Origin of the sequence: Dysosmobacter sp. HCP28S3_G4 (genome assembly GCF_052065175.1) — a bacterium.
GTDB lineage: Bacteria > Bacillota > Clostridia > Oscillospirales > Oscillospiraceae > Oscillibacter.
Map to the genome: position 1 here is coordinate 1 of NZ_JBQHUP010000028.1, position 24,118 is coordinate 24,118.

Sequence of the window (24,118 nt, forward strand, 5' to 3'; positions counted from 1 at the left end):
GACCGCGAAGATGCTGTGCAAAGAGGCCATTGCCGTGGCCAACGCCATCGGCTGCACGCTGGATTATGAGACGGAGCTGGAGCATGCCTTCGAGGTGTCCCGTATGACGGACGAGACCATCAGCTCCATGGTGCAGGATGTGACCCATCACCGTGAGACCGAGATCCGGATCATCAACGGCGCTGTGTCCCGTCTGGGCAAGGAGCATGGCATTCCCACGCCCTGCAATGACCTGATCCTCAATCTCGTTCTGGCAAAGCAGTCCCTTTACCTCGGAAGATAACCCTTCCTGCGGCTTATTTCAGCCGCGCAGAAAGCACCGGGGCCGATGATACCGGCATGATAACGGCGATTCCCACACGGATCAACGGCTCTCGCCGCTTCATCCCAATAGCAGCGGGCGGCAGATCTTTCCTGCCGCCCGCTGCTATTGTTTACCATAAAAAGGGAATCCGTCCATCATCGGACAGATTCCTTTTTATGCTATTGGGCTTGGCCGGAGGTTCCGCTCCGACCGGTTCTCAAGCCAGTCCCGGAAACAGGATCGACACAAGCACGACTGCCGCGGTGCCAATGGTGGTGGACAGCACGGTTGTAATGAACATGGCGGGATAGGCGTCCTTCAGTTTCAGATGGCTCATGGGCAGCAGCATCAAAACAGAACCACAGTAGAGCATGGTGTCCAGGTTGGTGGATGCGAATGTGGAGACACGGTGAATCATATTGAGGCTCAGGCCCATGGCTTCCAGGCGGGGAGCGATGAGGGGCAGACCGATGAGCTGACAGGTGGAGCAGCCGCCGGTGAGGAACGCCAGCAGTGCAATGGAGATCCAGCAGATGATGACAGGATGGGCGTTGATTCCGGTGAGTACGTCCAGCATGGTCTGAAATGCCGCAGAGGTCGTGATGATGGTGCCAAAGCCGGTCACGGCGCTGACGCTCATGGTCATGGGAACGGATTCCGTCGCATCCTTGCTGAGCAGGCCCTTCAGATCCTTTCCGTGCAGCTGCTTCCAGAACAGTCCGATCGTGAGAATGTTGCAAATCACCGGGCAGGGAACAATATGCAGCTTCAGCGGATTGAATGCCAGGAACAGCAGCGCCATCGGAACCATAGCCAGCCAGAAATTCGGCTTGGGCATATCAGGCGTGAACTGGGGATCCAGTTGATCATGAGGTTCATAAGGACCAGGATCGCTGCGATCTCAACCGCGACACCCACCAAGCCGGGAATCAGGGCCGCATCCGCGGCGGTCCCCAGGGAGGTCATGGCCGCGGCATTGCCCACCTGCGGGCTGCCGGGCATGGACTGCGGGAAGGTAAACGAGCCAGCCGCCAGGACGCCCAGAATGAACTTCTTGGGGACGTCGCAGATCTCAAACACCTCCAATGCGATGGGATACATCAGAACAACCGCCACGCCGGCAGAGACGACTCTGCGTTCCAAAATCAGCGGTCTGAAATTCGGCAAGTACATGCGGGTGTTCACCATCTGCACCGCTTATACCCGGGCGCCAGATTTCTATTCCCAGGTCCTGTTTCCGGAGCTGGCCAGCCAGCTCCCCAACCGGCCTCTTTTCCCCTACCAATTCTCTTTGGTCGGTCTGCTGGACACGGATGAGAACGGCACCATTCCCTCCGATTTGTCCGAAATACTGACCGCGTTCGCCCAGAAGCACCATCTCATCATCGGCGTCAGCAACATCTTCTCCAACATCTCCCGGTTCGCGGAATACGCCGAGCAGGCCCGGAGAGCACCGAGCTTCTTCGACCGCTTCAGCAGGCCCTCCCCGTTCTTCTTCTATCTGGACTACGGTCTGTACATCATCCTGGACCGGATCCACGATGAAAAATTGCTGGCACAGTGCTGTCATCCCGCTCTGGAGCGGCTGTCCCAGTACGATGCCAAGAGGGTAAGAAAAGCGAAATTTCAACTGAGAAATGGAGCTGACTTTGAGGAAACCAGACAAAGTACAAAAGAAGCAAAAACTGAGAAACGCAGAATATTACCAGATGCAGCCAATATTGGATGAGCTGTATGCCAAAAGCCGGTCAGGAACGGTATTTACAAACCTGCTTCCGCTGATATGCTCGGAAAACAATATCAAAATGGCATATCGGAATATCCGGAAAAACGCAGGCAGCAAAACGCCCGGAACAGATGGCAGAACCATTCGCAGTCTGGATACATGGAGTACCCAGCGCCTGATAGGGCACATACAGAGCAAGTTCAACTGGTACAAGCCACAGAGTGTACGAAGAGTAGAAATCCCAAAACCGAATGGGAAAACCCGTTCCCTGGGCATTCCGACCATTACAGATCGACTTGTACAGCAGTGTATCCTTCAAATCCTGGAACCCATCTGTGAGGCAAAATTTCATCCCCACAGCTTTGGCTTCCGCCCCAATCGGGGATGTGAACATGCCATCGCGGCCGCCTACTTTAAAATGCAGAAACAACATCTGCACTATGTGGTAGATATTGATATCAAAGGGTTTTTCGACAATGTCAATCATGGAAAAAGCCATGAAATACGATACCTGAATGGATATCCGCTGCTGCCGCTGTCTGCTATTCAGCACCGGAACCCGATGAATTTCAACAAGAGTGTGAATAGCTATACAGTGGAAGGACGGCGGGAAATACATCGGATGCTGGAGCAAGTCAATATAGATGTGCTCCGGTATCTTCTGGAAAACCCCGAACCGGGAAGTATGGAATTCAATGACAAATGTATTGCAGTCTATTGTGCGCAGAAAGGAACCTGTGCCATATCCCATCGTCCATTGATGCCCGATGAGATCACCTTCTGCCGCATCAGAGAACAAGGGCACAAAGACGCATACAGGAATATTGTGATGATACATTGGATGTACCTACCGCTGTTGACAACACGTGAGTCAACAGAACTGGCAGCCGCACTCTCCGGCAAAGAGCGTTCCGCCGTCAATAAACTCCGCAAGAAAATGGGACTCGCTCAGATTTAAAGTAATTTTGTATGGTTTATCGATGATTTGATGCAATACTTTTGCCGATGGCACGCCGTATGATTTGGAAACAGTCACGTACGGTGTAGAGTGGGGGAAAACCTGTAGATAATTTCAAAGGGTTACCTATCACTATTTTCAGGAAATGTGAAAGACGGTAAATTCGTGCTGGCCCACAACGGTATTCTCTACAATGACCGGCTTCTGCGGTGTAGCAATGGCTTGCCGAAGACGAAAATTGAAACCGACAGCTACATTGCGGTACAACTCATTGAGCAGAAAAAGGCCCTCGATTTCTCCAGCCTGAAGTACATGGCGGAGCAGGTCGAGGGCATTTTTTCGTTTACGGTGCTGGATGAGCATGAGAATCTCTATTTTGTGAAAGGGGACAATACTTCTTCTGTGCCGTACGAGGGTAATAGATCGCATCGTTCCGAGGAAAGATGGGATCACCCTACTATAAAGGAGAGTGCGGTAATAAGTCCTGTGACCTGGAACAGATGCTGGGAATCTATCTATTGCAGAACATTACAGTCTCTCTGACCCAGACAGAACAAGGATCATTCCAAACTAAGGCAATACCGCACAGAAAAGATGCGAAATAAAGGTAAGTGTGGTAAAATATGGGCATGGATAAGCAAGTAAGTCTGTCTGGCCTGAGCGATGAATTGGCGCAGGTGCGGACAAAGAAAAAAGAATTTCTATCGCAGATAGAACGCATCGTCCCGTGGGGAGAGTGGCTCACACTCATCAGGCCGTATTACTACAAGGGGGAACGCGGCAATAAGCCCTACGATTTGGAACGTATGCTGAGGATCTATCTGCTGCAAAACCTGTATGATCTGGCGGACGAAGCAACAGTGGCTGAGGTCATAGACAGCCGTGCCTTTTCGGAGTTCTGCGGAGTGGACTCCAGCAACCAGGTGCCGGATGGCGATACACTGGGGCGTTTTCGGAATCTGCTGATACGCAATGGGCTGCAGGAGAAGCTGTTCCGCCAGGTAGTGGAGCTTTTGCAGCAAAGAGGACTTATCCTCAAAAAAAGGACCATTGTGGACTCCACGATCATTGCAGCGCCATCCTCCACAAAAAATCAGGAAAAGCAGCGGGACCCGGACGCGCATCAGGTGAAGAAGGGAAACACATGGTACTTCGGCTACAAGGCGCACGTTGGAGTGGACAAGGATACCGGTCTGGTCCACACCGTTGAGGTGACTGGGGCCAATACCCATGATGTGGTTATGACCTCCAAGCTGCTGACCGGTGACGAAGAAAGTGTCTATGGAGACAGCGGGTATCTTGGTGCGGACAAACGTGAGGATAGCATCCGAAGGAATCGCCAGGGAAGGCGCATCCGCTACAGGATTAACCGCCGCCCTTCTCAAATCAGGAAGAAACCAACCAGGGCACAGGGCCAGCTCAAGCGCAGAGAGCACGAAAAGTCATCCATTCGCGCTAAAGTGGAACACGTATTTGCGGTCGTCAAGGGTCGGTTCCGATACCGAAAGACACGGTACCGGGGCCTGCGGAAGCAGACCGCCAAATTGAATATGCTGTTCGCTTTGGAGAACCTGATCTTGGCTGACAGGCCCTGCCTGGCAGCCTGAGTTGGTGCGCCCTGCCAGGCGAACCGAGGGGATAATACTGGCTGCCCTGCAGACGAGCTTACTACGGCTCTCCCTATACGCTATTTGTGCGGTGTTGCCCTAAATATGGTGCTTGTTCTGACAAATCTGATTCTGGCTGACAGGCCTTGTCTGGCCATCTGAGGCGCTTTGCCTGCGGACACCCTAAGGGACCATCCCCAACCACATCGCTGGTTGGGGATGTCTTGTTTTACTCAGATCCAGTTATGCAGTGTTGCCCAATAAAATCAAAAAAATTGGAAAAAAAGAAAAGAAAAATTTGTCTGACCTTACAGGACGTGTTATAATTTAAACGCAAGATAATTGAAACAGGAGGAAACTGAACTTGGAAAAGCGCAAGGAGGGTGCCACGCTGGTGGACACAACGGTGGACGAGATCATCAAGCTGATCCTGGACCACAACATGAAGGCCGGAGACCGTCTGCCTAATGAATACGATCTGGCGCAGCAGTTGGGGATCGGCCGCAGCACGCTGCGGGAGGCCACCCGGCGGCTGGTCTCCCGGAACATCCTGGAGGTACGGCAGGGCTCCGGCACCTTTGTGTCCGCCAAGCAGGGCGTACCTGAGGACCCCCTGGGGCTGACATTCATGGGCGATGATCCCTATCTGGCGCTGGATCTGCTGGACATCCGTCTGATGCTGGAGCCGGAGATCTGCTCCATCGTGGCACGGCGGGCTAACAGCGTGCAATTGGAACAGCTGCAGTTCTACTGCGATGAGGTCAGCCGCCTCATTGAGGAGGATCAGGATTACTCTGAGGCAGACACCCAGTTCCACCGGTATCTGGCGGAGTGCAGCGGTAACCGGGTGTTGAAGAACCTGATCCCCGTCATCACGTCCTCCGTCCGGGTGAACATCGCCACCACCAAGGATGAACACCGTCTGATGACCAACGTGCAGCACCGCCGCATCATGGACGCCATCCTGCGGCGGGATGCCGCCGGTGCCCGGTACAATATGATCGTTCATCTGAACACCAACCGTGACTTTATGGCTAGAAATGCAAAGCAGCTGAAAAAACGTTAAAAATTCGTCATACAAGCGTAAACGTTTACCGGCAAAAGTGGTCCCTCCGGGGACCGCTTTTTGTAGCCAGAAACTGACAATTTATACAAATAGAATCATTTTTACCTGTCCAATCCTCCAAAATATTGTGAATTTTTGAACAATTATTGACTGATGAATTTTGGAGTGCTATCTTTAAACATGTAAAATACATCTGATGAATTTCGGATACAGCTGATCGGATGTAAAATGATGAAAAGAAGGAGTAACAACAATGAAAAAGATCATGGCAATGCTGATGGCAGCAGCAATGACCCTCTCCCTGGCAGCCTGCGGCTCTAGCGGGGCTTCCTCCGGCAACTCCGGCGCCGCCTCCGGCACCTCCAATTCCGGCGAGACCATCACCTTCAAGATGCACTTCGTGGATCCCGAGACCGCTCCCTATGTGCAGGGCGGCCAGAAGATCGCCGAGCTGGTGTCCGCCGCCACTGACGGCCGTATCCAGATCGAGGTCATGGCCGGCGGCTCCCTGGGCGGCGAGCGCGACACCATCGAGCTGGCTATGGACAACAGCCTGGACATCGCCACCTGCGCCAACTCCGTTCTGACCAACTTTATCCCCGAGATGGGCATTCTGGACCAGGCTTATCTGTGGAAGAATGCCGACGAGGCGCACGCCGCCGTGGACGGCACCCTGGGCGATCTGATCAAGGAGGCCGCTGAGAAGCAGGGCCTGCATGTCATCGGCTTCCTGGAGTCCGGCTTCCGGAACACCTTCTCCACCAAGCCCATCCAGACCATTGATGACTTCAAGGGCGTGACCATCCGCACCATGGAGAACCAGTATCACCAGGCCGCCTTCGAGTCCTTCGGCGCCATGCCCATCGCCATGAGCTACAACGACGTGTTCACCGCTCTGCAGCAGGGTACCATCGACGCTTGCGAGAACGCCACCTCCAACTGCCTGAACTCCGGTTACTATGAGGTCACCAAGAACGTCACCAACACCCAGCACGCCTTCGTGTACATCCTGATGTGCATGTCTGACGATGCCTGGAACAAGATCCCCGAGGATCTGCGTGAGCCCTTCATGAACGCCGTCCAGGAGGGTGTCGAGTACGAGCGGAACCTGCTGAACGAGGCCAACGCCGAGGCTACCGCGAAGCTGAAGGATCTGGGTGTTTCCTTCTACGACATCGACATCCCCACTCTGCAGGCCGCCTATCAGGCCAAGGCTAAGGAGAAGGGCTTCACCTTCGATCCCACTTGGCAGGCTGCTGTTGACGAGGCCATCGCCAGCGTGGCCTGAGTCTCCGGAACGAATTTCCTGGTTTCCCGCAGATGACAATGGGAGCCGCCTGAGCGGCGGCTCCCATTTACTATCTGAGAAACTCTAAGAGAATGAGAGAGGTGCTTCGCACAATGAAAAAACTCCTCGGCAAACTGCAGCACCTGGAAAACCTGGTGCTGGTCATCACTTTCACAGTGATGGTGGCCGCCATCTTCATCCAGGTGGTCAACCGCAATATCTTCAAGATCCCTGTCTCCGGCTTTGAAGAGGCCGCCAAGTACTGTATGGTCTACATGGTCATGCTGGGTACGGAACTGGGCTTGCGGGACGGCACCCAGATCGCCGTTACCGGCGTGGTGGACAAATTCAAGGGCAAGGCCCACAAGGTCCTGCTGATAGTGGCGAAGGTCATCGTCATTGCTTTTGCCGCCATGATGACCAACATCTCCCTGAGCATGGTGCTCAAGCAGGTAAGGACCGGACAGACTTCTCCCGGTCTGGGCATCCCTATGACCGTTCCCTACTTTGCTCTGCTGCTGAGCTTCGCCCTGATCACCGTGATTCAGATCGTTCTGCTGCTCAAGATGATTCTGAATTTCAACAAGCCGGAGGAAGATGAGACGGCTGTTTCCAAGAAGGAGGCGGAAGACTGATGGCTGGTATTATCATGTTTGGCGGCTTCGCGCTGCTGCTGATCCTGGGCGTGCCCATTGCCCTGTCCCTGGGCGCCGCCACCCTGGCGGCTATCCTGCTGGACCCGTCGCTGGGCGTCTCCGCCACCACCGTCGGCCAGCGGATCTTCGGCGGTCTGGACTCTACGTCCATCATGGCCATCGCGTTTTTCGTGCTGGCCGGCAACCTGATGACCAAGGGCGGCATTTCCAGCCGGATCTGTGACTTCTGCCGGTCCATCATCGGCGGCATCCGGGGCGGTATGGGCGTCGTGCTGGTGCTGGCCTGCGCCTTTTTCGCGGCCCTGTCCGGCTCCGCTCCCGCAACCGTGGTGGCCATCGGCGTCATGCTGTATCCCGACATGGTGAAGATGGGCTATCCCAAGGACCGCACCGCCGGACTGCTGGTGGTGTCCGGCGGCCTGGGCCCCATTATCCCGCCCAGTATCATCATGGTGGTGTACGCTACCATCACCGGCGCCTCTGTGGGCGACATGTTTAAGTCCGGCATGGCCATCGGCATCATGATCGTCGTTGCCCTGTCCATCGTGGTCCTGTTCTATGCCCACAAGGAGCGCTGGCCCAAGGATGACATCCACTTCAACCTGAAGGAATTCCTGCACAACTTCTTCAGCGCCATTCCCGCGCTGCTGCTGCCGGTCATCATCTTGGGCGGCATCTACTCCGGCCTTCTGACGCCCACCGAATCCTCTGCCATCGCCGTGGTGTGGGCCCTCATCGCCGGAATGTTCATCTACAAGGAGCTGAAGCCCAAGGATCTGTACCAGATCTTTATCGACTCCGCCAAGGGCTCCGCCATGACCCTGTTCATCATCGCCACCTCCACCGCCTTTGCCTGGCTGTTCGCCTACTCCGGCCTGTCTAAGCAGATGGTGGACTTCGTGGTGGGCCTGAACCTGACGCCCGCTCTGTTCTGCCTGATGATCGCCATCATCCTGCTGATCTTCGGCACCTTCCTGGAGGGCATCGCCACCTGCGTGCTGCTGGTCCCCGTGCTGTGGCCCATCGCCCAGGCGTTGGGCATCAACGTAATTCACTTCGGCATGATCGTCTCCATCGCCAACGTGGTGGGAACCATGACGCCGCCTGTGGCCGTCAACATCTTCTCTGCCGCCTCTGTCACCAAGCTGAAGATGGGCGAGATCGTCAAGGGTCAGTGGCCCTTCTTCGTGGGCTATATCTTCGTGTTCTTCCTGGTGGTCCTGATCCCCCAGATCAGCACCTTCCTGCTGTGATCTTTTCCGGTCTCCGGAGCCTGGCTCGCCGGGCTCCGGGGGCCAAGCGGACTGACTTTCGTACGCTTTTGAAAAGTCAGTCTATTTTTTCAAAAAACTTTGCTGAATTTGTCTGATGAATTTGACGGATAATTTGCTTGCCGTCATGAGTACCATAAAGGAGGATTTCACAAATGCGCAGTTTGGAAAATAAAGAGCGTATGGAAAAATGGAGCGTGCAGTCTCCGGAGGAGCCGGGCTTCCACGCCGTCATTACCCCTGACAAATGCGAGTGCCAGGAGACTCAGATGTACCGGCTGAACCTGCTGAAGGGCCAGTCCTACACCCTGGAGTCCAAGGACTCTGAGCTGCATCCCGTGCTCATCAGCGGCGCTGCCAAGCTGTCTGACCATTCCGTGCTCAATGAGACTATGAAGCAGTTCGACGCGTTCTACATTCCCGGCAATGACTCCGTGACCATCACCGCCCTGGAGGACTGCATCTTCTACATCGCCGGTGCCAAGTACGAGGGCGTCGGCAAGGCCTTCTTCCGGTCCTTCGACCTGTCCCAGCCCGTGGGCGATATCCACCAGATCCACGGCACCGGCATCGGCCAGCGGGAGGTCATGATGACCCTGTCCGACAAGGACGAGGCCTCCCGCCTGATCTGCGGCCTCACCTGGGGTGGCGAGGGAGCCTGGACCAGCTGGCCTCCTCACCAGCATGAGAAGGATCTGGAGGAGATCTACTGCTACTTCGACATGCCCCTGCCTCACTTCGGCTTCCACATCAGCTATCTGAAGAGCGGCGAGGTGGAGGACATCGTCACTCACACCGTGCACTCCGGCACCTTTGTGCAGGCGCCCGTGGGCTATCATCCCACCGTGGCCAGCCCCGGCACCCGCAACGCCTATCTGTGGTGCCTGGGTGCCCTGCGCCACTCCAGCCGCAGCTACAATCTGGCGGTCCTGGACCCCGCCCTGGAGAGCTTCAACTCCGAGCGCTGAGCGATCTGTCTCCGGGACTGCCCGGACGACACTGCCGTCATTGAACGGCCCGCGCGACCTGCGCGATTGAATTTGAATGATGATGGAGGAACTCTATTATGACGAATCTGTTTGATCTCACCGGCAGAAAGGCCATCGTGACCGGCGGCACCCGCGGCCTGGGCAAGAGCATGGCCGAGGGCCTGATGGAGGCCGGCGCTTCCGTGGTCATCTTCGGCACCAGCGACAAGGTGCAGGACGTGGCGGCGGAGTTCTGCGCCAAGGGCCTGGACTGCAAGGGCCTGAAGGTGAATCTGGCCAGCGCTGAGGAGCGCAAGGCCGGCTTTGAGAAAGCTGTGGAGATCCTGGGCGGTCTGGACATCATCCTGAACGCCGCCGGTATCCAGCGCCGCCACGAGAGCCCCAACTTCCCCATGGAGGACTGGAACGAGGTCATCGAGGTCAACATGACCGCTCCCTTCGACCTGAGCCAGATGGCCGCCCGGGAGTTCCTGAAAAAGGAGAAGCCCTACGGCAAGATTATCAACATCGCCTCCATGCTGTCCTTCTTCGGCGGCCAGACCGTCCCCGCCTACGCGGCGTCCAAGGGCGGCGTGGCCCAGTTCAGCAAGGGCATGGCCAACGAGCTGGCCTGCAAGGGCATCAACGTCAACTGTATCGCCCCCGGCTACATGGCCACTGACATGAATGTGGCTCTCACCGACCCCAACAACCCCCGCTGCAAGATCATCACCGACCGCATCCCCGCGGGCCGCTGGGGCACCGGCGAGGACATGAAGGGAACCGCCATCTTCCTGGCCTCCCACGCCTCCGACTATCTGGACGGCGCCGTGATTCCCGTGGACGGCGGCTATCTGGTGAAATAAAAAGGGGGAGCGGAGAATTATGGCAAAGTATACTGTTTGCGTCAGCGACGAGCGCCACGCCAGCTATGAGGTGGAGCGCGCCATGCTCCAGTCCATCGACGCGGAGCTGAAGCTCTGCCACTGCGGGAGCGACGAGGACATCGCCGTCCAGTGCGCCGATGCCGACGCCGTCCTGCTGGACCTGGCCCCCATGACCGCCAAGGCCATCGCCGGTCTGAAGAAGTGTAGGGTCATCAGCCGCTACGGCGTGGGCTTTGAGAACGTGGACCTGGCCGCGGCCACCGCCGCCGGCATCCAGGTGACCAACGTCCCCGACTACTGCATGGAGGACGTGTCCGACCATGCCCTGGCCCTGATGCTGTCCTGCCTGCGCCACATCCCCATGCGGGACCGGAAGGTCCGGGAGGGCGCCTGGAACCTCCAGGCCACCAGCTTCCGCCTGAAGGACAAGACTCTGGGCGTCATCGGCGCCGGACGCATCGCCCGGGCCCTGATCCGGAAGGTCAGCGGCTTCGGCCTGAAGGAGGTCGTGGCCTATGATCCCTACATCTCTGCCGAGGATCTGGCCAAGATCGGCGTGCGGAAGGTGGAGCTGGACGAGCTGCTGGCCGTCTCCGATATCATCTCCCTGCACCTCCACGCCAACGCTGAGACCAACGGCATGATCAACAAAGAGACCCTGGGCAAGATGAAGCCCACCGCCATCCTCATCAACGTCAGCCGCGGTCCCCTGGTGAACGACACCGACCTGCTGGAGGCCCTGCGGGAGGGCCGCATCCTGGCCGCTGGTCTGGACACCCACAACCACGAGCCTCTGGGCGCTGATTCCCCCTTCTGCCAGCTGGACAATGTGGTCCTCACCGACCACACCGCCTACTCCACCGCCGAGGGCGTCCAGGAGCTGAAGACCAAGGCCGCCCAGAACGTCATCGACGTGCTCACCGGCGCGGCGCCCAAGTATCCTGTCAACAAGCTGTAATCAAACAAAGCTGCCGGGTCCCGGAGGGGACCCGGACGGAAAGGAAGCATATCAATGGAAATCATCGACCGTCTTTCCAACGCGGGCGTCGTGCCTGTTGTTGTCATCGAGAACGCCGCTGACGCCGTCCCCACCGCCAAAGCCCTGCTGGCCGGCGGCATCGACGTCATGGAGATCACCTTCCGCACCGCCGCCGCCAGGGAATCCATCGCCGCCGTGGCCAAGGAGTGCCCCGACATGGTGGTGGGCGCCGGCACCGTCCTGAATCTGGAGCAGTGCAAGGCCGCCGTGGAAGCCGGCGCCAGGTTCATCGTGTCCCCCGGCTACTGCGAGGAAGTGGTGGCCTGGTGCGTGGAGAACAACGTGGCCATCACCCCGGGCTGCGTCACCCCCACTGAGATCATGGCCGCCATCGCCCAGGGCCTGAAGGTGGTCAAGTTCTTCCCCGCCAACGTCTATGGCGGCCTCACTGCCATGAAGTCCCTGTCCGGCCCCTTCGGCGGCATCAAGTTCATCCCCACCGGCGGCGTCAACGGCAAGAACCTGGATGAGTACATCGCCGCTCCCTTCATCCACGCCGTGGGCGGCAGCTGGCTGTGCACCAAGGCCGACATCTCCGCCCACAACTTTGACAAGATCACCGCGCTGTGCAAAGAGGCCCGGAAGATCGCCCTGGGCTTCGAGGTGGCCCACATCGGCGTCAACACCGCCGACGGCGATGCCTCCATGGAGGTCTGCCGCCAGCTGAACGACGCCTTCGGCTTCGAGACCAAGGAGGGCAACAGCTCCAACTTCGCCAGTTCCGCCGTGGAAGTGATGAAGTCTCAGTACCTGGGCGACAACGGCCACATCGCCATCCGCACCAACTCCATCCCCCGGGCCGCCGTGGAGCTGGCCAAGGCGGGCTTTGAGCTGGACGAGTCCACCGCCAAGTACAAGGGCGACAAGATGACCGCGGTTTATCTGAAGCAGCAGTTCGGCGGCTTTGCCGTGCACCTGCTGCAGAAATAAGAGGGAGGAACGCACAATGAAATTTCTGACTTTCGGTGAGATCATGCTCCGTCTGAAGGCACCCGGACAGGAGTGCTTCTTCCAGTCTCCCATGCTGGAGGCTACCTTCGGCGGCGGCGAGGCCAACGTGGCCGTGTCCCTGGCCAACTACGGCATGGACGCCGGCTTCCTGACCGTCCTGCCCTCCAACGCCATCGGTGACGAGTGCGTCAAGGAGCTGCGCCGCTTCGGCGTGGACACCTCCCGTATCCTGCGGGGCGAGGGCCGCATGGGCATCTATTTCCTGGAGGGCGGCGCCAACCAGCGTCCCTCCAAGGTGGTCTATGACCGCGCCTGGTCCTCCATCGCCATGGCCAAGCCCGGCTCCATCGACTGGGACAAGGCTTTCGAGGGCGTGGAGTGGTTCCACATCACCGGCATCACCCCCGCCATCTCCGAGACCGCCATGGAGCTGTCCCTGGAGAGCGTGAAGGAGGCTAAGAAGCGGGGCATCACCGTGTCCTGCGACCTGAACTACCGCAAGAACCTGTGGAAGTACGGCAAGCGCGCCGCCGAGGTCATGCGGGAGATCGCCAACTTCGTGGACGTGGCCATCGCCAACGAGGAGGACGTGCAGAAGTCCCTGGAGATCACCACCGATGTGGTGGTGGAGTCCGGCGAGCTGGACCGCGAGAAGTACCGCGACCTGGGCAACAAGGTCCTGGCCGCCTATCCCAACATGAAGATGATCGCCATCACCCTGCGGGAGAGCCACAGCGCCGACTGGAACGGCTGGGCCGCCTGCCTCAACGACGGCGAGAACTTCTATGTCTCCAAGAAGTACGAGATCCGGGATATCGTGGACCGCGTGGGCGGCGGCGACAGCTTTGCCGGCGGCCTGATCTACGGCCTGAACACCTACGAGGACAAGCAGCAGGCCCTGGAGTTCGCCGTGGCGGCCTCCTGCCTGAAGCACAGCATCATCGGTGACTTCAACCGCGTGGGCGTCTCGGACGTGGAGAAGCTCATGGGCGGCGACGGCACCGGCCGCGTGCAGAGATAACGGTATGAGCTGCTTTTACTGTGAAAAGGACGAGCGCCTGCTGGCGCTGATGACCCCGCTGGCCGAGCTGCGCTGGGCGGATGTGTATCTGTTCAACGACCAGAAGCACCAGGGCCGCTGCGTGGTGGCACTGAAGGGCCATCACGATGAGATCTGGCAGCTGACCGACGAACAGCGCAGCGGCTTCTTCGGTGAAGTCTCCCTGGTGGCGGAGGCCATCGCCCGCTATGCAAAAGCGGACAAGATCAATTACGCCATCTACGGGGATATCGTCTCCCACTTCCATGTCCATGTGGTCCCCAAAACGAAAGACGGCCTGCAGTGGGGCGGTCCCTTCACCGACAACATTCCCAAGGTCACTATGGAACCGGAGGCCTTTCAGGCTGTGGGCCGGGCTGTTCTCAGCGCGATGGATGACATCGCGGCGGAGAAGGGCCTGCCCGTGGTGAAACACCTGATGTGAGGGCTCTCCCTGTTCCGGTGAACATACTCCTTCGTGTGGGCAGCAATGGAAGCTTCCATTGCTGCCCTGCGCTATCCTGAAAAATCCGCGGAACATCCGCGTGAGGAGGAAAATTTTTATGATGCAGGATCAGGAACTGACCAGCCAGAAGCTGCGGGAGATCGCTCCGGAGCTGGACCCCCTGCGCCTGGGCACCGGCTGGAAGCCGGAAGACCTGAGCAAGCCGCAGATTATCATTGAGAGCACCTTCGGTGACAGCCATCCCGGCAGCGGCCATCTGCTGGAGCTGGCGGAGGAGGTCCGGCGGGGCGTCAGGGACGCCGGTGGTTTCGGCGCACGTTACTTTACCACCGACATCTGCGACGGAGAGTCCCAGGGCCACGACGGCATCAACTACTCCCTGGCCTCCCGGGACATGATCGCCAACATGATCGAGATCCACGCCAATGCCACCCCCTTTGACGGCGGCGTGTTCCTGGCCAGCTGTGACAAAGGGATGCCCGCCCATCTCATGGGCATCGGCCGGGTGGACCTGCCCTCCATCATGGTCACCGGCGGCGTCATGGACCCCGGTCCGGACCTGCTGACCCTGGAGCAGATCGGCAAGTACAGCGCCATGTTCGAGCGGCATGAAATTACCGAGGAGAAGTTCCGCTATTACAAGCAGAACGCCTGCCCCTCCTGCGGCGCCTGCTCCTTCATGGGCACCGCCTCTACCATGCAGATCATGGCGGAGTCCCTGGGACTGATGCTGCCCGGCACCGCCCTGATGCCCGCCACCAGCCCGGAGCTGCGGCGGGCGGCCTACGAGGCCGGAAAGCAGTCCGTCCGGCTGGCCCGGGAGGGGCTGACGGCCCGGAAGATCGTCACCCGGGCGTCCTTTGAGAACGCCATCATCGTCCACGCGGCCATCTCCGGCTCCACCAACGCCCTGCTGCACCTGCCCGCCATCGCCCAGGAGTTCGGTATTGACATCGACGGCGACACCTTTGACCGGCTTCACCGGGGCATGCACTACCTGCTGGACATCCGGCCCGCCGGACGGTGGCCCGCCGCCTTCTTCTACGCCGCCGGCGGCGTACCCGCCATCATGGAGGAGATCCGGCAGTTCCTGCACCTGGACGTTCTGACCGTCACCGGAAAGACCCTGGGGGAGAATTTGGAGGATCTGCGTCAGAACGGTTTCTACGATCGCAGCGCCGAGGCCCTGAAAAAGCTGGGCCTGGAACGCCGGGACATCATCCGACCCTTTGACGATCCCTTCGGTACCGACGGCAGCATCGCCGTCCTGAAGGGCAATCTCTGCCCCGACGGCGCCGTCATCAAGCACACCGCCGCCCCGAAAGAGATGTTTGACGCTACCTTGAGGGCCCGTCCCTTCGACTGCGAGGAGGACGCCATCCACGCCGTGCTCACCCATCAGATCCAGCCCGGCGACGCGGTGATCATCCGCTACGAGGGTCCCCGGGGCAGCGGCATGCCGGAGATGTTCTACACCACGGAGGCCATCTCCTCTGACCCGGAGCTGGCCAGGTCCATTGCCCTGCTGACGGATGGCCGGTTCTCCGGCGCCTCCAAGGGCCCGGCCATTGGCCACATCTCCCCCGAGGCGGCCCAGGGCGGCCCCATCGCGCTGGTAGAGGAGGGGGACCTGATCCACATCGACGTCGTCGCACGCCGTCTGGAGATCGTGGGGGCGGCCGGAGAGCGGAAGAGCCCCGCCGAGATGGACGCCATCCTGACGGAGCGCCGGAAGGCCTGGCAGCCCCGTCCCTCCCGGTACACCGGCGGCGTGCTGAAGTTGTTCTCCCAGCACGCTCAGTCCCCCATGCGGGGCGGAAACATGAAATAACCGCTGCAAGGAGGCTTTCTCAATGGAACACAAAAACCCGCTGCTGAACCCGGCCGCCACCGACAGATTCATCACCGTGGGAGAGATCATGCTCCGGCTCTCCCCGCCCAACTACGAGAAGATCCGCATGACCTCCGCCTTTGAGGCCAACTACGGCGGCAGCGAGGCCAACATCGCCATGGCCCTGGCCAACCTGGGGGTGGACAGCACCTTCTTCAGCGTGGTGCCCAACAACTCCCTGGGCAAGAGCGCCATCCGCCATCTCCGCAGCAACGATGTCCACTGCACGCCGGTGATCCTCAGCACGCCGGAGCAGACCCCCACCCACCGGTTGGGCAGCTACTATCTGGAGACCGGCTACGGCATCCGGCCCAGCAAGGTCATCTACGACCGGAAGCACAGCGCCATCACGGAGTTTGACTTCAGCCAGGTGGATCTGGAGGCGCTGCTGGGGGAGTTCACCTGGCTCCATCTCAGCGGCATCACCCCGGCCCTGGGCCCCAACTGCCGGAAGCTGGTAATGGACTGCCTGCGCATCGCCAAGGGAAAAGGCCTGACCACCAGCTTTGACGGCAACTTCCGCAGCTCCCTCTGGTCCTGGGAGGAGGCCCGGGACGTCTGCACGGAGTATCTGCCCTATGTGGACGTGCTGTTCGGCATCGAGCCCTACCATCTGTGGCGGGACGAGGGCGACCACAGCCGGGGGGACTGGAAGGACGATGTGCCCTTCCGTCCCAGCTACGAGCAGCAGGACGAGATCTTCCAGGCGTTCATTGAGCGCTATCCCAATCTCCGCTGCATCGCCCGCCATGTGCGGTATGTTCACAGCGGCAGCGAGAACAGCCTGAAAGCCTTCATGTGGTATGAGGGCCACACCTTTGAGAGCAAGCTGTTCACCTTCAACATCCTGGACCGGGTGGGCGGCGGCGACGCCTTCGCCAGCGGCCTGATCTATGCCATGATGCACGCCTACAAGCCCATGGACATGATCAACTTCGCCGTGGCCAGCAGCGCCATCAAGCACACCATCCGGGGCGATGCCAATATCACCGACGACGTGTCCGGCATCCACAATCTGATGAACATGGACTACGACATTAAGCGCTGAAACTCTGCCTGTTGCTCTTTTGCGCGAAGAAACTTTCGTTGGGGGAGTCAACAAATTTCAAAAGTGTGGCAGCCATGCCTGCTTCGTAAGGAAGCGGGCATGGCTGCGCGATTATCTCAGTCACCCTGTATGAACTGTGAATATGGAGAAGCGCCTGAGTGTACAGGGTATGCGCTCCTGTCAGAACAGGAGGAAATAAATCTGGCCCAATACAGAAAGGCGCGTGGCAGTCCCGGCCACAGTTGGCCAGCGCAAGATGATTCTGTGCCTGTGGTTTCCTTTGCCCCGACCGGAGATGACAAGCCTGTAGCAGCTATGCTTACTGTAACCTCTATGGCCTATGGATGGCTGAGTTCTTAGGGAACCTCTGATTTAATCCGCACTACCATAAAGGCTCCGGATGTGGGATAATAAGACTATCACAGCAATGGTGGTGCATGACGATGAAGAAACAGGAAACATTTACGGATATCGAATGATTCATGCTCAGCTGGCAGTATTTTTTGCTGATCGCATGCCGGAATAACCTGCTGCATACCGGCATGTCAAGGATCAAGATGAACGGGGGCTGGCGCCCCCGCCCTTGACATGCCCACGATCTACTGTTATTTTGAAAACAAGGCGGCAGCAGCTTGCACCACTTCCACCTTGAATATATTTTGCTCTATTTGCACCGCATTTCGGTGTTTACACAGAATTTGGGACAGACCCGGTTCCAAGATGCTTCATTATGCCCGCATCCGAATGTGTTCCTGTTTCAGGCTCCGAATAATATTTACTTCGTCCATCTCTTTCTTCAAATCACTCGTCAAAAGGTTCAAATATCCCTCTGTAATCGCAAGGCTGCTATGACCGAGTATCTTTTGAAGAACCACAACCGAACCGCCCATAGTCGCCCATTTTTTCGCAAATGTGTGTCTGAAACGATGAACGCCTGTCTGTTCTAATCCTCTTTCGTGGCAGTAATCCCAAAGTGCGTGATAATTACTGCTTCTGGTAAGTTGCTTGCCATAGACAGAGCAAAAAAGCCAATCATCAATACCTCCGCCGCGATACTGTAAATACTCTTTGAGGATTTTGATAATATCCTCATTCAAGGGGATAATGAGAGGTTTGCGGTTCTTTGTGGTATTCACATAGACTACCGAATTATCAAAATCCACATCCCGGATTTTGATGTTAATAAGACTGTTTTGGCGGACGCCAGTAGAAAGAAGAAAATTGACAATCACCCAACTGCGATAAGTAGAAAAGATACACTTCCGCACATCTGGCTTTTTCAGCAGCATCTTCAATTCATCGTCCGTGTATGTCTGGATGGGGGCTTTATCTGCTTTTGGAAGAGGGATTTCAAAGAACGGCAGATACTTACATTTCATAAAAAATCGCATCAGCGTTTTTAAGTCTCTCGCATACGTTCCCATAGAAACTTCGTTCAAATCAGGGTCTTCCCTCAACGAAATATAGAAATCAGCCATTGTCTGTGGGGACATTGAAGAAATCGGCGTGTCTGCCGGGATACGCTTGTAAATCTGCTTAATGGATTCCCGATAATGGTTGATCGTCCCATCCCGCAGGTTGCGGGCTTTACAATCCAAAATATACTCTTCAAAGCCCTCTTGAAACGTCTTTTCATTGGGGAAGCACATCCTGATTTTCTTCATCATTTCACCCTCCAAATACGCAAAAACAGGAAGCACATCTCTCGCATTTCCACGAAGATGACGTGCTTCCTGCTTGTTTTGGAATGGAAATCAGACTTCCGAACTTTTCAGAGGGAAAACCGAAGGTTTTTGCCTCTTACTTCTGGCTCTCAGCAACAGCCACGGCCACGGCGACGGTAGCGCCGACCATGGGGTTGTTGCCCATGCCCAAAAAGCCCATCATTTCCACGTGAGCGGGCACGGAGGAGGAGCCGGCGAACTGGGCGTCGGAGTGCATCCGGCCCATGGTGTCGGTCATGCCGTAAGAAGCGGGACCGGCGGCCATGTTATCGGGATGCAAGGTACGGCCAGTGCCGCCGCCGGAGGCCACGGAGAAGTACTTCTTGCCCTGCTCGATGCACTCCTTCTTGTAGGTGCCGGCCACAGGATGCTGGAAGCGGGTGGGGTTGGTGGAGTTACCGGTGATGGACACGTCCACGCCCTCATGGTGCATGATGGCCACGCCCTCACGGACGTCGTCGGCGCCATAGCAGCGGACAGCGGATCGCTCACCGTCGGAGTAGGCGATCTCGCGGACCACCTTCAGTTCGCTGGTGTAGTAGTCGAATTGGGTCTGCACATAGGTGAAGCCGTTGATGCGGCTGATGATCTGAGCGGCGTCCTTGCCCAGGCCGTTGAGGATGACCCGCAGGGGCTCCTTCCGGGCCTTGTTGGCGTTGCGGACGATGCCGATAGCGCCCTCGGCGGCAGCGAAGGACTCGTGGCCAGCCAGGAAGGCGAAGCACTTGGTCTCGTCACGCAGCAGCATGGCGCCCAGGTTGCCGTGGCCCAGGCCCACCTTCCGGTCCTCGGCCACGGAGCCGGGGATGCAGAAGGCCTGGAGGCCGATGCCGATGGCCTCGGCGGCCTCGGCGGCGGTCTTGACGCCCTTCTTCAGTGCGATGGCGGCGCCCACGCAATAGGCCCAGCAGGCGTTCTCGAAGCAGATGGGCTGAATGCCCTTCACGATGTCGTAGGGATCGAAGCCGGCGGCCTTGCAGATGTCGCGGCACTCCTCCACGCTGGAAATTCCATACTGAGACAGGACGGAATTGATCTTGTCGATCCGTCTCTCATAGCTTTCAAACAGAGCCATAGTTGTTCAATTCCTCCTTCTCAATTACTGCTTGCGGGGATCGATGTACTCGGCGGCGTTGTCCCACTGACCATAGTGGCCCTGGGCCTTCTTCATGGCCTCGTTGGCATCCATGCCGCCCTTGATGAACTCCATCATCTTGCCCATGTTCACGAACTCGTAGCCCACGATCTCACGGTCCTTGTTCAGGGCGACGCGGGTGACATAGCCCTCGGCCATCTCCAGATAGCGGGGACCCTTCACCTTGGTGGCATACATGGTGCCCACCTGAGAACGCAGGCCCTTGCCCAGATCCTCCATGGCGCCGCCCACGGGCAGGCCGCCCTCGGAGAACGCGGTCTGGCTGCGGCCGTAGACGATCTGCAGGAACAGCTCCCGCATGGCAGTGTTGATGGCGTCGCACACCAGGTCGGTGTTCAGCGCCTCCAGAATGGTCTTGCCGATGAGGATCTCAGAGGCCATGGCGGCGGAGTGGGTCATGCCGGAGCAGCCGATGGTCTCCACCAGGGCCTCCTCGATGACGCCGTCCTTCACGTTCAGGGTCAGCTTGCAGGCGCCCTGCTGGGGAGCGCACCAGCCGATACCGTGGGTGAGGCCGGAGATGTCCTTGATCTCCTTGGCCTGGACCCATTTCCCCTCCTCGGGGATGGGAGCGGGACCATGGTATGCGCCCTTGGCGACCGGGCACATATTCTCAACTTCTGCGGAGTAAATCATGGTGTGTTCTTCCTTTCCTGCTGATTTTTGAAAAGAAATCAATGCTTTCTTGGTTTATCCGGCACTTATTATACTGTTAATCGATTACAGTGTCAAGCAAGTTTCCCGTATAATTCGCGTTTCTCCGTATTTACCAGTATTGCAGGTCCATTTTATCCCCGTTATCGCAAAAATGAAAGTTATGGGCTGCTCTCTTGTAAAAAACACGCCCCGGCGCCGCAAGCGCCGGGGCCTTTGTCTGTCTTTTTCACTGGAGGGAGATCTGGTTGAACAGTGCCAGGATGTCGTCCATGGAGGTGTTCCGCTTCTCCTCCCCGGCCTTGTCCATCACCACATGGCCCTGGCTCATCATCAGGATGCGGTCTCCGTACTCCACGGCGTAGCGCAGATTGTGGGTCACCATCATGGCGGTGAGCTGCTTCTCCCGGACCACCCTGTCCGTCAGTTCCATGATGATGTCCGCCGTCTTGGGGTCCAGCGCCGCCGTGTGTTCGTCCAGGATCAGGAACTTCAGCGGCGTCATGGTGGCCATCAGCAGCGCCACCGCCTGCCGCTGTCCGCCGGACAGGCTGCCCATTTTAATGTGCAGCTTATCCTCCAGCCCCAGGCCCAGGCCCGCCAGCTCGGAGCGGTAGAAGTCGATGCGCTTTTTGTTGACGCCCCGGCCCAGGCCGAAGGACTTGCCCTTGTTGTCCGCCAGGGACAGGTTTTCCAGCATGGTCAGATTGGGGCAGGTGCCAAGGGCGGGGTTCTGATACACCCGGCCCATGGTGGCGTAGCGCTGGTAATCCTTCAGTCTGGAGATGCTCTCCCCGGCCACCAGCACGTCGCCGCCGTCCACGGGAATGGAGCCGCAGATAATGTTCAGCAGCGAGGTCTTGCCGGAGCCGTTGCTGCCCACGATGGACACGAACTGTCCCTCCTCCACGGACAGGGAGAAGCGTTCAAACAGCCGGGTCTCCGTGACGGTACCGGCGTTGTAGGTCTTGGTGATATCACGTACCTCAAGCATGGATGATCTCCTCTCCCTTCCGTCCGGACACGATGAGCACCAGCAGGAACAGCGCGGCGGTGATGAATTTCAGCATGAAGGGGTCGAAGCCCAGCTGCATGGCCGCCTGGATGCAGGCCTTGTAGAGGATGCTGCCCACCAGCACGGCGGTGGTGCCCTTCACAAAGGACAGCTTCCGGAACAGTGAAATGCCGATGATGACGGAGGCCAGGCCGAACACCACCTGTCCGGTGCCCATGGTGGCGGTGAAGGACTTGTCGGCCTGACACACCACGCCGCCCGCCAGGGCCACCAGTCCGTTGGACAGGGCCAGGCCCAGGATCTTCACATTGCCCATGTTTTTCCCCAGGGCAGTGACCAGAGTACTGTTGTCGCCCACGGCCCGCAGCAGCAGACCGGATTTCGTCCGGAAATAGGCGTCCAGCACCAGCTTCACAACCACCACCAGCACCAGCGACACCACCAGCCGCCGGGTGGAGAGGCTGGCACCCCCCAGCAGGGCCGCCGGGCCGGAGGTGAAAATGGTGTCCGTTCCACGGCCGATGGGCACGTTGGAAGCCCCCGCCACCATCAGGTTGATGGAGAACAGGGCTGTCTGGGTGATGATGCCCGCCAGCAGGTTCCGGACGTGAAACACCACATGGATGACGCCGGTGGCAAGGCCCGCCAAAATGCCCGCGGCAATGGCGGCCGCCAGGGCGGCCCAGGGATTCACGCCCTGCACCAGCAGCACGGCGGTGACGGCGGCGCCCAGAGGAAAGCTGCCGTCCACGCTCAGGTCCGGGAAGTCCAGGATGGTGTAGGTGATGTACACGCCAAAGGCCACCAGCGCGTAGATGAGACCTTGGGTGATGGTACTGACGATCAGGTCCAGATTCATAGGGGTTCCCTCCTACTTATACTGATTCTTGATGAAAAAGTTTCATCAAGAATCCCGGGTGCTGCGCACGCTCGAATTGTGCACAGGCACAATTCGGCGTCTGCTGTGCATCAGTTCGACGGGCCAAATCAGAGATTTGGAGTCTCACTGATCATAAAAACTGAATGCGCTTTGCGCTATAAAACGGTTTAAACCGTTTTAATCAGGTTTAGTATCAAAAAGCAGAGATTGTGCCGAAGCATCCTGCCGCCCGGAGAGCGGCAGGATGCGGGATGTCAGGGTATCAGAATGTCAGGGCGGGCGTCTCAGCTCACCTCAACGGCGGTGGAGGCCAGCTCCACGGGCAGCTCAATGTTCAGCGCGGCCAGAGCGGTGGAGTTCACGTACAGGTCGTAGTTCTGGATGACCTCGTAGGGCAGGTCGGCGCAGGTAGTCTCGCCCTTGAAGACCTTGGCGGCCATCTCACCCGTCTGGATGCCCAGCTTCACGTAGTCCAGACCGGCGCCGGCCACGCAGCCCAGCTTCACCTGCTCCACCTCGGAGCCGTACACCGGCACGCCGGCCTCATCGGTCTTCTCCAGGATGGCGGGGAGGACGCCCACCACGTTGTTGTCCGTCAGGTTGGACAGGCAGTCCACCTTGTCGGCCAGCAGCTTATCCACAGCCTGGGTGACCTCCGCCTGGGAGGTGACGGCCACGGCGTCGATGGTGAAGCCGTAGTCCCCGGCCATCTGGTTGTAGACCTCGATGGAGTACAGGGAGTTGGACTCGCTGGTGGTGTAGATGATGCCGATGGTGTCGGCGTCGGGCTGGAGCTGGCGGATCAGCTTCAGCTGGCCCTCCACCGGCAGCATGTCGGAGGTGCCGGTGACGTTGCCGGAGTCCAGCTTGGCGCCCACGGGATCGGTGACGGCGGTGAAGATCACGGGAATGTCCTTCTCCTCCGCAGCGTTGTAGCAGGCCACGGCGGAGGGAGTGGCGATGCCCACCATCATGGCGGCGTTCTCGTCAGAGAACCGCTGGGCGATCTGGGAGTCGATGGAGTCGTCAAAACCGGCGTTCTGGTAATCCAGCTCGAAGTCCACGCCCTCCTTCAGGCCCGCGTTCTCCAGTCCCTGCAGGAAGCCGGTGCGGCAGTTGTCCAGGGAGCCGTGCTCACCGTACTGGGCGATGCCGATGATGGGCAGGTCCTGGGGAGCGGACGCGGCCCCGGAGGACGCGGCGGCGGAACCGGAGGCGGAGGAAGCGGTGGAGGCGGCGCCGCTGGAACCGCAGGCGGTGAGAGCGGCGGCGAGGAACAGCGCCAGAACGGCGGCGGACAGCTTTTTGAACAGATGGTTTTTCATGGTGATATTCTCCTTTATTCATTCAAAATTCAGGTCGTTGACGGTATCGGGTCGTGCTTTTCGATCATACGCTCCGCCATCGCCATCGTCTTGAAAAATTCAGTTTTTTCATTCCGATCATCCTTCCAAAGCCATGTAAAACTGCCATCAGGCAACAAAAAAAGCCTCATCCCAAATCTCATTTGGGACAAGACTGAAT

24 protein-coding genes, 1 pseudogene and 1 other annotated feature (1 of these 26 cut by a window edge) are annotated in these 24,118 nt (G+C 58.3%); of the genes and pseudogenes, 17 read left to right on the plus strand and 8 right to left on the minus strand.

The features are described from left to right. Nucleotides 1–283: ketopantoate reductase family protein (locus ACTNBU_RS07965; RefSeq protein WP_441032524.1), on the plus strand; the 283-nt coding region annotated here is incomplete at its 5' end. A gap of 238 nt (nucleotides 284–521) precedes the next feature. On the opposite strand, the gene ACTNBU_RS07970 is transcribed toward ACTNBU_RS07965, so the two are convergent. Both ACTNBU_RS07970 and ACTNBU_RS07975 read right to left on the minus strand, forming a co-directional pair. After that, the gene (locus ACTNBU_RS07970) at nucleotides 522–1,115 is read right to left on the minus strand and encodes a hypothetical protein (RefSeq protein ID WP_441032527.1); all 594 of its coding nucleotides are present in this window, start codon (nucleotides 1,113–1,115) and stop codon (nucleotides 522–524) included. Continuing rightward, nucleotides 1,073–1,405, minus strand: coding sequence for a hypothetical protein (locus ACTNBU_RS07975; RefSeq protein ID WP_441032530.1), 333 nt, complete (start codon nucleotides 1,403–1,405; stop codon nucleotides 1,073–1,075). The genes ACTNBU_RS07970 and ACTNBU_RS07975 overlap by 43 nt, the downstream gene beginning before the upstream one ends. Here ACTNBU_RS07975 and ACTNBU_RS07980 point away from each other — a divergent pair. The 16 genes and pseudogenes from ACTNBU_RS07980 to ACTNBU_RS08055 all read left to right on the plus strand — a co-directional run bounded on the left by ACTNBU_RS07980 (nucleotide 1,395) and on the right by ACTNBU_RS08055 (nucleotide 17,165). Further along, on the plus strand, nucleotides 1,395–2,033 hold the full coding sequence (locus ACTNBU_RS07980; RefSeq protein ID WP_441032533.1) for a hypothetical protein: 639 nt from the start codon (nucleotides 1,395–1,397) through the stop codon (nucleotides 2,031–2,033). The two genes, ACTNBU_RS07975 and ACTNBU_RS07980, sit on opposite strands and share 11 nt — an antisense overlap. Continuing rightward, nucleotides 1,942–2,523, plus strand: a pseudogene (locus ACTNBU_RS07985) (reverse transcriptase domain-containing protein); the annotation flags it as partial. The gene ACTNBU_RS07980 and the pseudogene ACTNBU_RS07985, both read left to right, overlap by 92 nt. 612 nt (nucleotides 2,524–3,135) lie before the next feature. Continuing rightward, nucleotides 3,136–3,531 (plus strand): hypothetical protein, encoded by a 396-nt coding sequence (locus ACTNBU_RS07990; RefSeq protein WP_441032535.1) that lies wholly within the window; start codon nucleotides 3,136–3,138, stop codon nucleotides 3,529–3,531. An 86-nt stretch (nucleotides 3,532–3,617) separates the two neighbouring features. Next, a complete protein-coding gene (locus ACTNBU_RS07995) occupies nucleotides 3,618–4,595 on the plus strand; it encodes an IS5 family transposase (protein ID WP_441032601.1) in 978 nt (325 codons plus the stop codon). A 364-nt stretch (nucleotides 4,596–4,959) separates the two neighbouring features. Next, on the plus strand, nucleotides 4,960–5,661 hold the full coding sequence (locus tag ACTNBU_RS08000) for a FadR/GntR family transcriptional regulator (protein ID WP_441032538.1): 702 nt from the start codon (nucleotides 4,960–4,962) through the stop codon (nucleotides 5,659–5,661). Nucleotides 5,662–5,914: 253 nt separating this feature from the next. Then, nucleotides 5,915–6,949: a TRAP transporter substrate-binding protein gene (locus ACTNBU_RS08005; RefSeq protein ID WP_441032541.1), complete on the plus strand. Its 1,035-nt coding sequence runs from the start codon at nucleotides 5,915–5,917 to the stop codon at nucleotides 6,947–6,949. Between the two features lie 113 nt (nucleotides 6,950–7,062). Beyond that, complete coding sequence (locus ACTNBU_RS08010; protein ID WP_441032544.1) at nucleotides 7,063–7,584, plus strand: TRAP transporter small permease; 522 nt, start codon at nucleotides 7,063–7,065, stop codon at nucleotides 7,582–7,584. After that, on the plus strand, nucleotides 7,584–8,858 hold the full coding sequence (locus ACTNBU_RS08015) for a TRAP transporter large permease (RefSeq protein ID WP_441032547.1): 1,275 nt from the start codon (nucleotides 7,584–7,586) through the stop codon (nucleotides 8,856–8,858). Before ACTNBU_RS08010 ends, ACTNBU_RS08015 begins: the two co-directional genes overlap by 1 nt. A 200-nt stretch (nucleotides 8,859–9,058) precedes the next feature. Continuing rightward, nucleotides 9,059–9,844: a 5-deoxy-glucuronate isomerase gene (locus ACTNBU_RS08020; protein WP_441032549.1), complete on the plus strand. Its 786-nt coding sequence runs from the start codon at nucleotides 9,059–9,061 to the stop codon at nucleotides 9,842–9,844. Between the two features lie 98 nt (nucleotides 9,845–9,942). Next, entirely contained in the window at nucleotides 9,943–10,710 is a 768-nt protein-coding gene (locus ACTNBU_RS08025; protein WP_441032552.1) for an SDR family NAD(P)-dependent oxidoreductase, read from the plus strand. A 19-nt stretch (nucleotides 10,711–10,729) separates the two neighbouring features. After that, nucleotides 10,730–11,689 carry a C-terminal binding protein gene (locus tag ACTNBU_RS08030; RefSeq protein WP_441032554.1) on the plus strand — a complete coding sequence of 320 codons (960 nt, stop codon included), beginning with the start codon at nucleotides 10,730–10,732 and terminating at the stop codon, nucleotides 11,687–11,689. Nucleotides 11,690–11,743: 54 nt separating this feature from the next. Beyond that, a complete protein-coding gene (locus tag ACTNBU_RS08035) occupies nucleotides 11,744–12,700 on the plus strand; it encodes a bifunctional 4-hydroxy-2-oxoglutarate aldolase/2-dehydro-3-deoxy-phosphogluconate aldolase (protein WP_441032557.1) in 957 nt (318 codons plus the stop codon). A 16-nt stretch (nucleotides 12,701–12,716) separates the two neighbouring features. Continuing rightward, nucleotides 12,717–13,742 carry a PfkB family carbohydrate kinase gene (locus ACTNBU_RS08040; RefSeq protein WP_441032560.1) on the plus strand — a complete coding sequence of 342 codons (1,026 nt, stop codon included), beginning with the start codon at nucleotides 12,717–12,719 and terminating at the stop codon, nucleotides 13,740–13,742. 4 nt (nucleotides 13,743–13,746) lie between these two features. Continuing rightward, on the plus strand, nucleotides 13,747–14,205 hold the full coding sequence (locus tag ACTNBU_RS08045) for an HIT family protein (protein ID WP_441032562.1): 459 nt from the start codon (nucleotides 13,747–13,749) through the stop codon (nucleotides 14,203–14,205). A 136-nt stretch (nucleotides 14,206–14,341) separates the two neighbouring features. Further along, complete coding sequence (ilvD, locus tag ACTNBU_RS08050; RefSeq protein ID WP_441032604.1) at nucleotides 14,342–16,057, plus strand: dihydroxy-acid dehydratase; 1,716 nt, start codon at nucleotides 14,342–14,344, stop codon at nucleotides 16,055–16,057. A gap of 22 nt (nucleotides 16,058–16,079) precedes the next feature. After that, entirely contained in the window at nucleotides 16,080–17,165 is a 1,086-nt protein-coding gene (locus ACTNBU_RS08055) for a sugar kinase (protein ID WP_441032565.1), read from the plus strand. Nucleotides 17,166–17,893: 728 nt separating this feature from the next. Here ACTNBU_RS08055 and ACTNBU_RS08060 read toward each other — a convergent pair. From ACTNBU_RS08060 to ACTNBU_RS08085, 6 genes are all read right to left on the minus strand, one after another. Beyond that, nucleotides 17,894–18,832: a tyrosine-type recombinase/integrase gene (locus tag ACTNBU_RS08060; RefSeq protein ID WP_441032568.1), complete on the minus strand. Its 939-nt coding sequence runs from the start codon at nucleotides 18,830–18,832 to the stop codon at nucleotides 17,894–17,896. A 133-nt stretch (nucleotides 18,833–18,965) separates the two neighbouring features. Further along, on the minus strand, nucleotides 18,966–19,964 hold the full coding sequence (locus ACTNBU_RS08065) for a GGGtGRT protein (protein WP_441032570.1): 999 nt from the start codon (nucleotides 19,962–19,964) through the stop codon (nucleotides 18,966–18,968). 24 nt (nucleotides 19,965–19,988) lie between these two features. Continuing rightward, a complete protein-coding gene (locus ACTNBU_RS08070) occupies nucleotides 19,989–20,681 on the minus strand; it encodes an iron-sulfur cluster assembly scaffold protein (RefSeq protein WP_441032573.1) in 693 nt (230 codons plus the stop codon). A gap of 247 nt (nucleotides 20,682–20,928) precedes the next feature. Next, nucleotides 20,929–21,693 carry an ABC transporter ATP-binding protein gene (locus ACTNBU_RS08075; RefSeq protein ID WP_441032576.1) on the minus strand — a complete coding sequence of 255 codons (765 nt, stop codon included), beginning with the start codon at nucleotides 21,691–21,693 and terminating at the stop codon, nucleotides 20,929–20,931. Next, complete coding sequence (locus ACTNBU_RS08080; RefSeq protein ID WP_441032578.1) at nucleotides 21,686–22,573, minus strand: ABC transporter permease; 888 nt, start codon at nucleotides 22,571–22,573, stop codon at nucleotides 21,686–21,688. Before ACTNBU_RS08080 ends, ACTNBU_RS08075 begins: the two co-directional genes overlap by 8 nt. Before the next feature lie 305 nt (nucleotides 22,574–22,878). Beyond that, nucleotides 22,879–23,919 carry an ABC transporter substrate-binding protein gene (locus tag ACTNBU_RS08085; RefSeq protein WP_441032580.1) on the minus strand — a complete coding sequence of 347 codons (1,041 nt, stop codon included), beginning with the start codon at nucleotides 23,917–23,919 and terminating at the stop codon, nucleotides 22,879–22,881. 180 nt (nucleotides 23,920–24,099) lie between these two features. Next, nucleotides 24,100–24,118, minus strand: a binding site (T-box leader) (it continues 229 nt past the right edge of the window).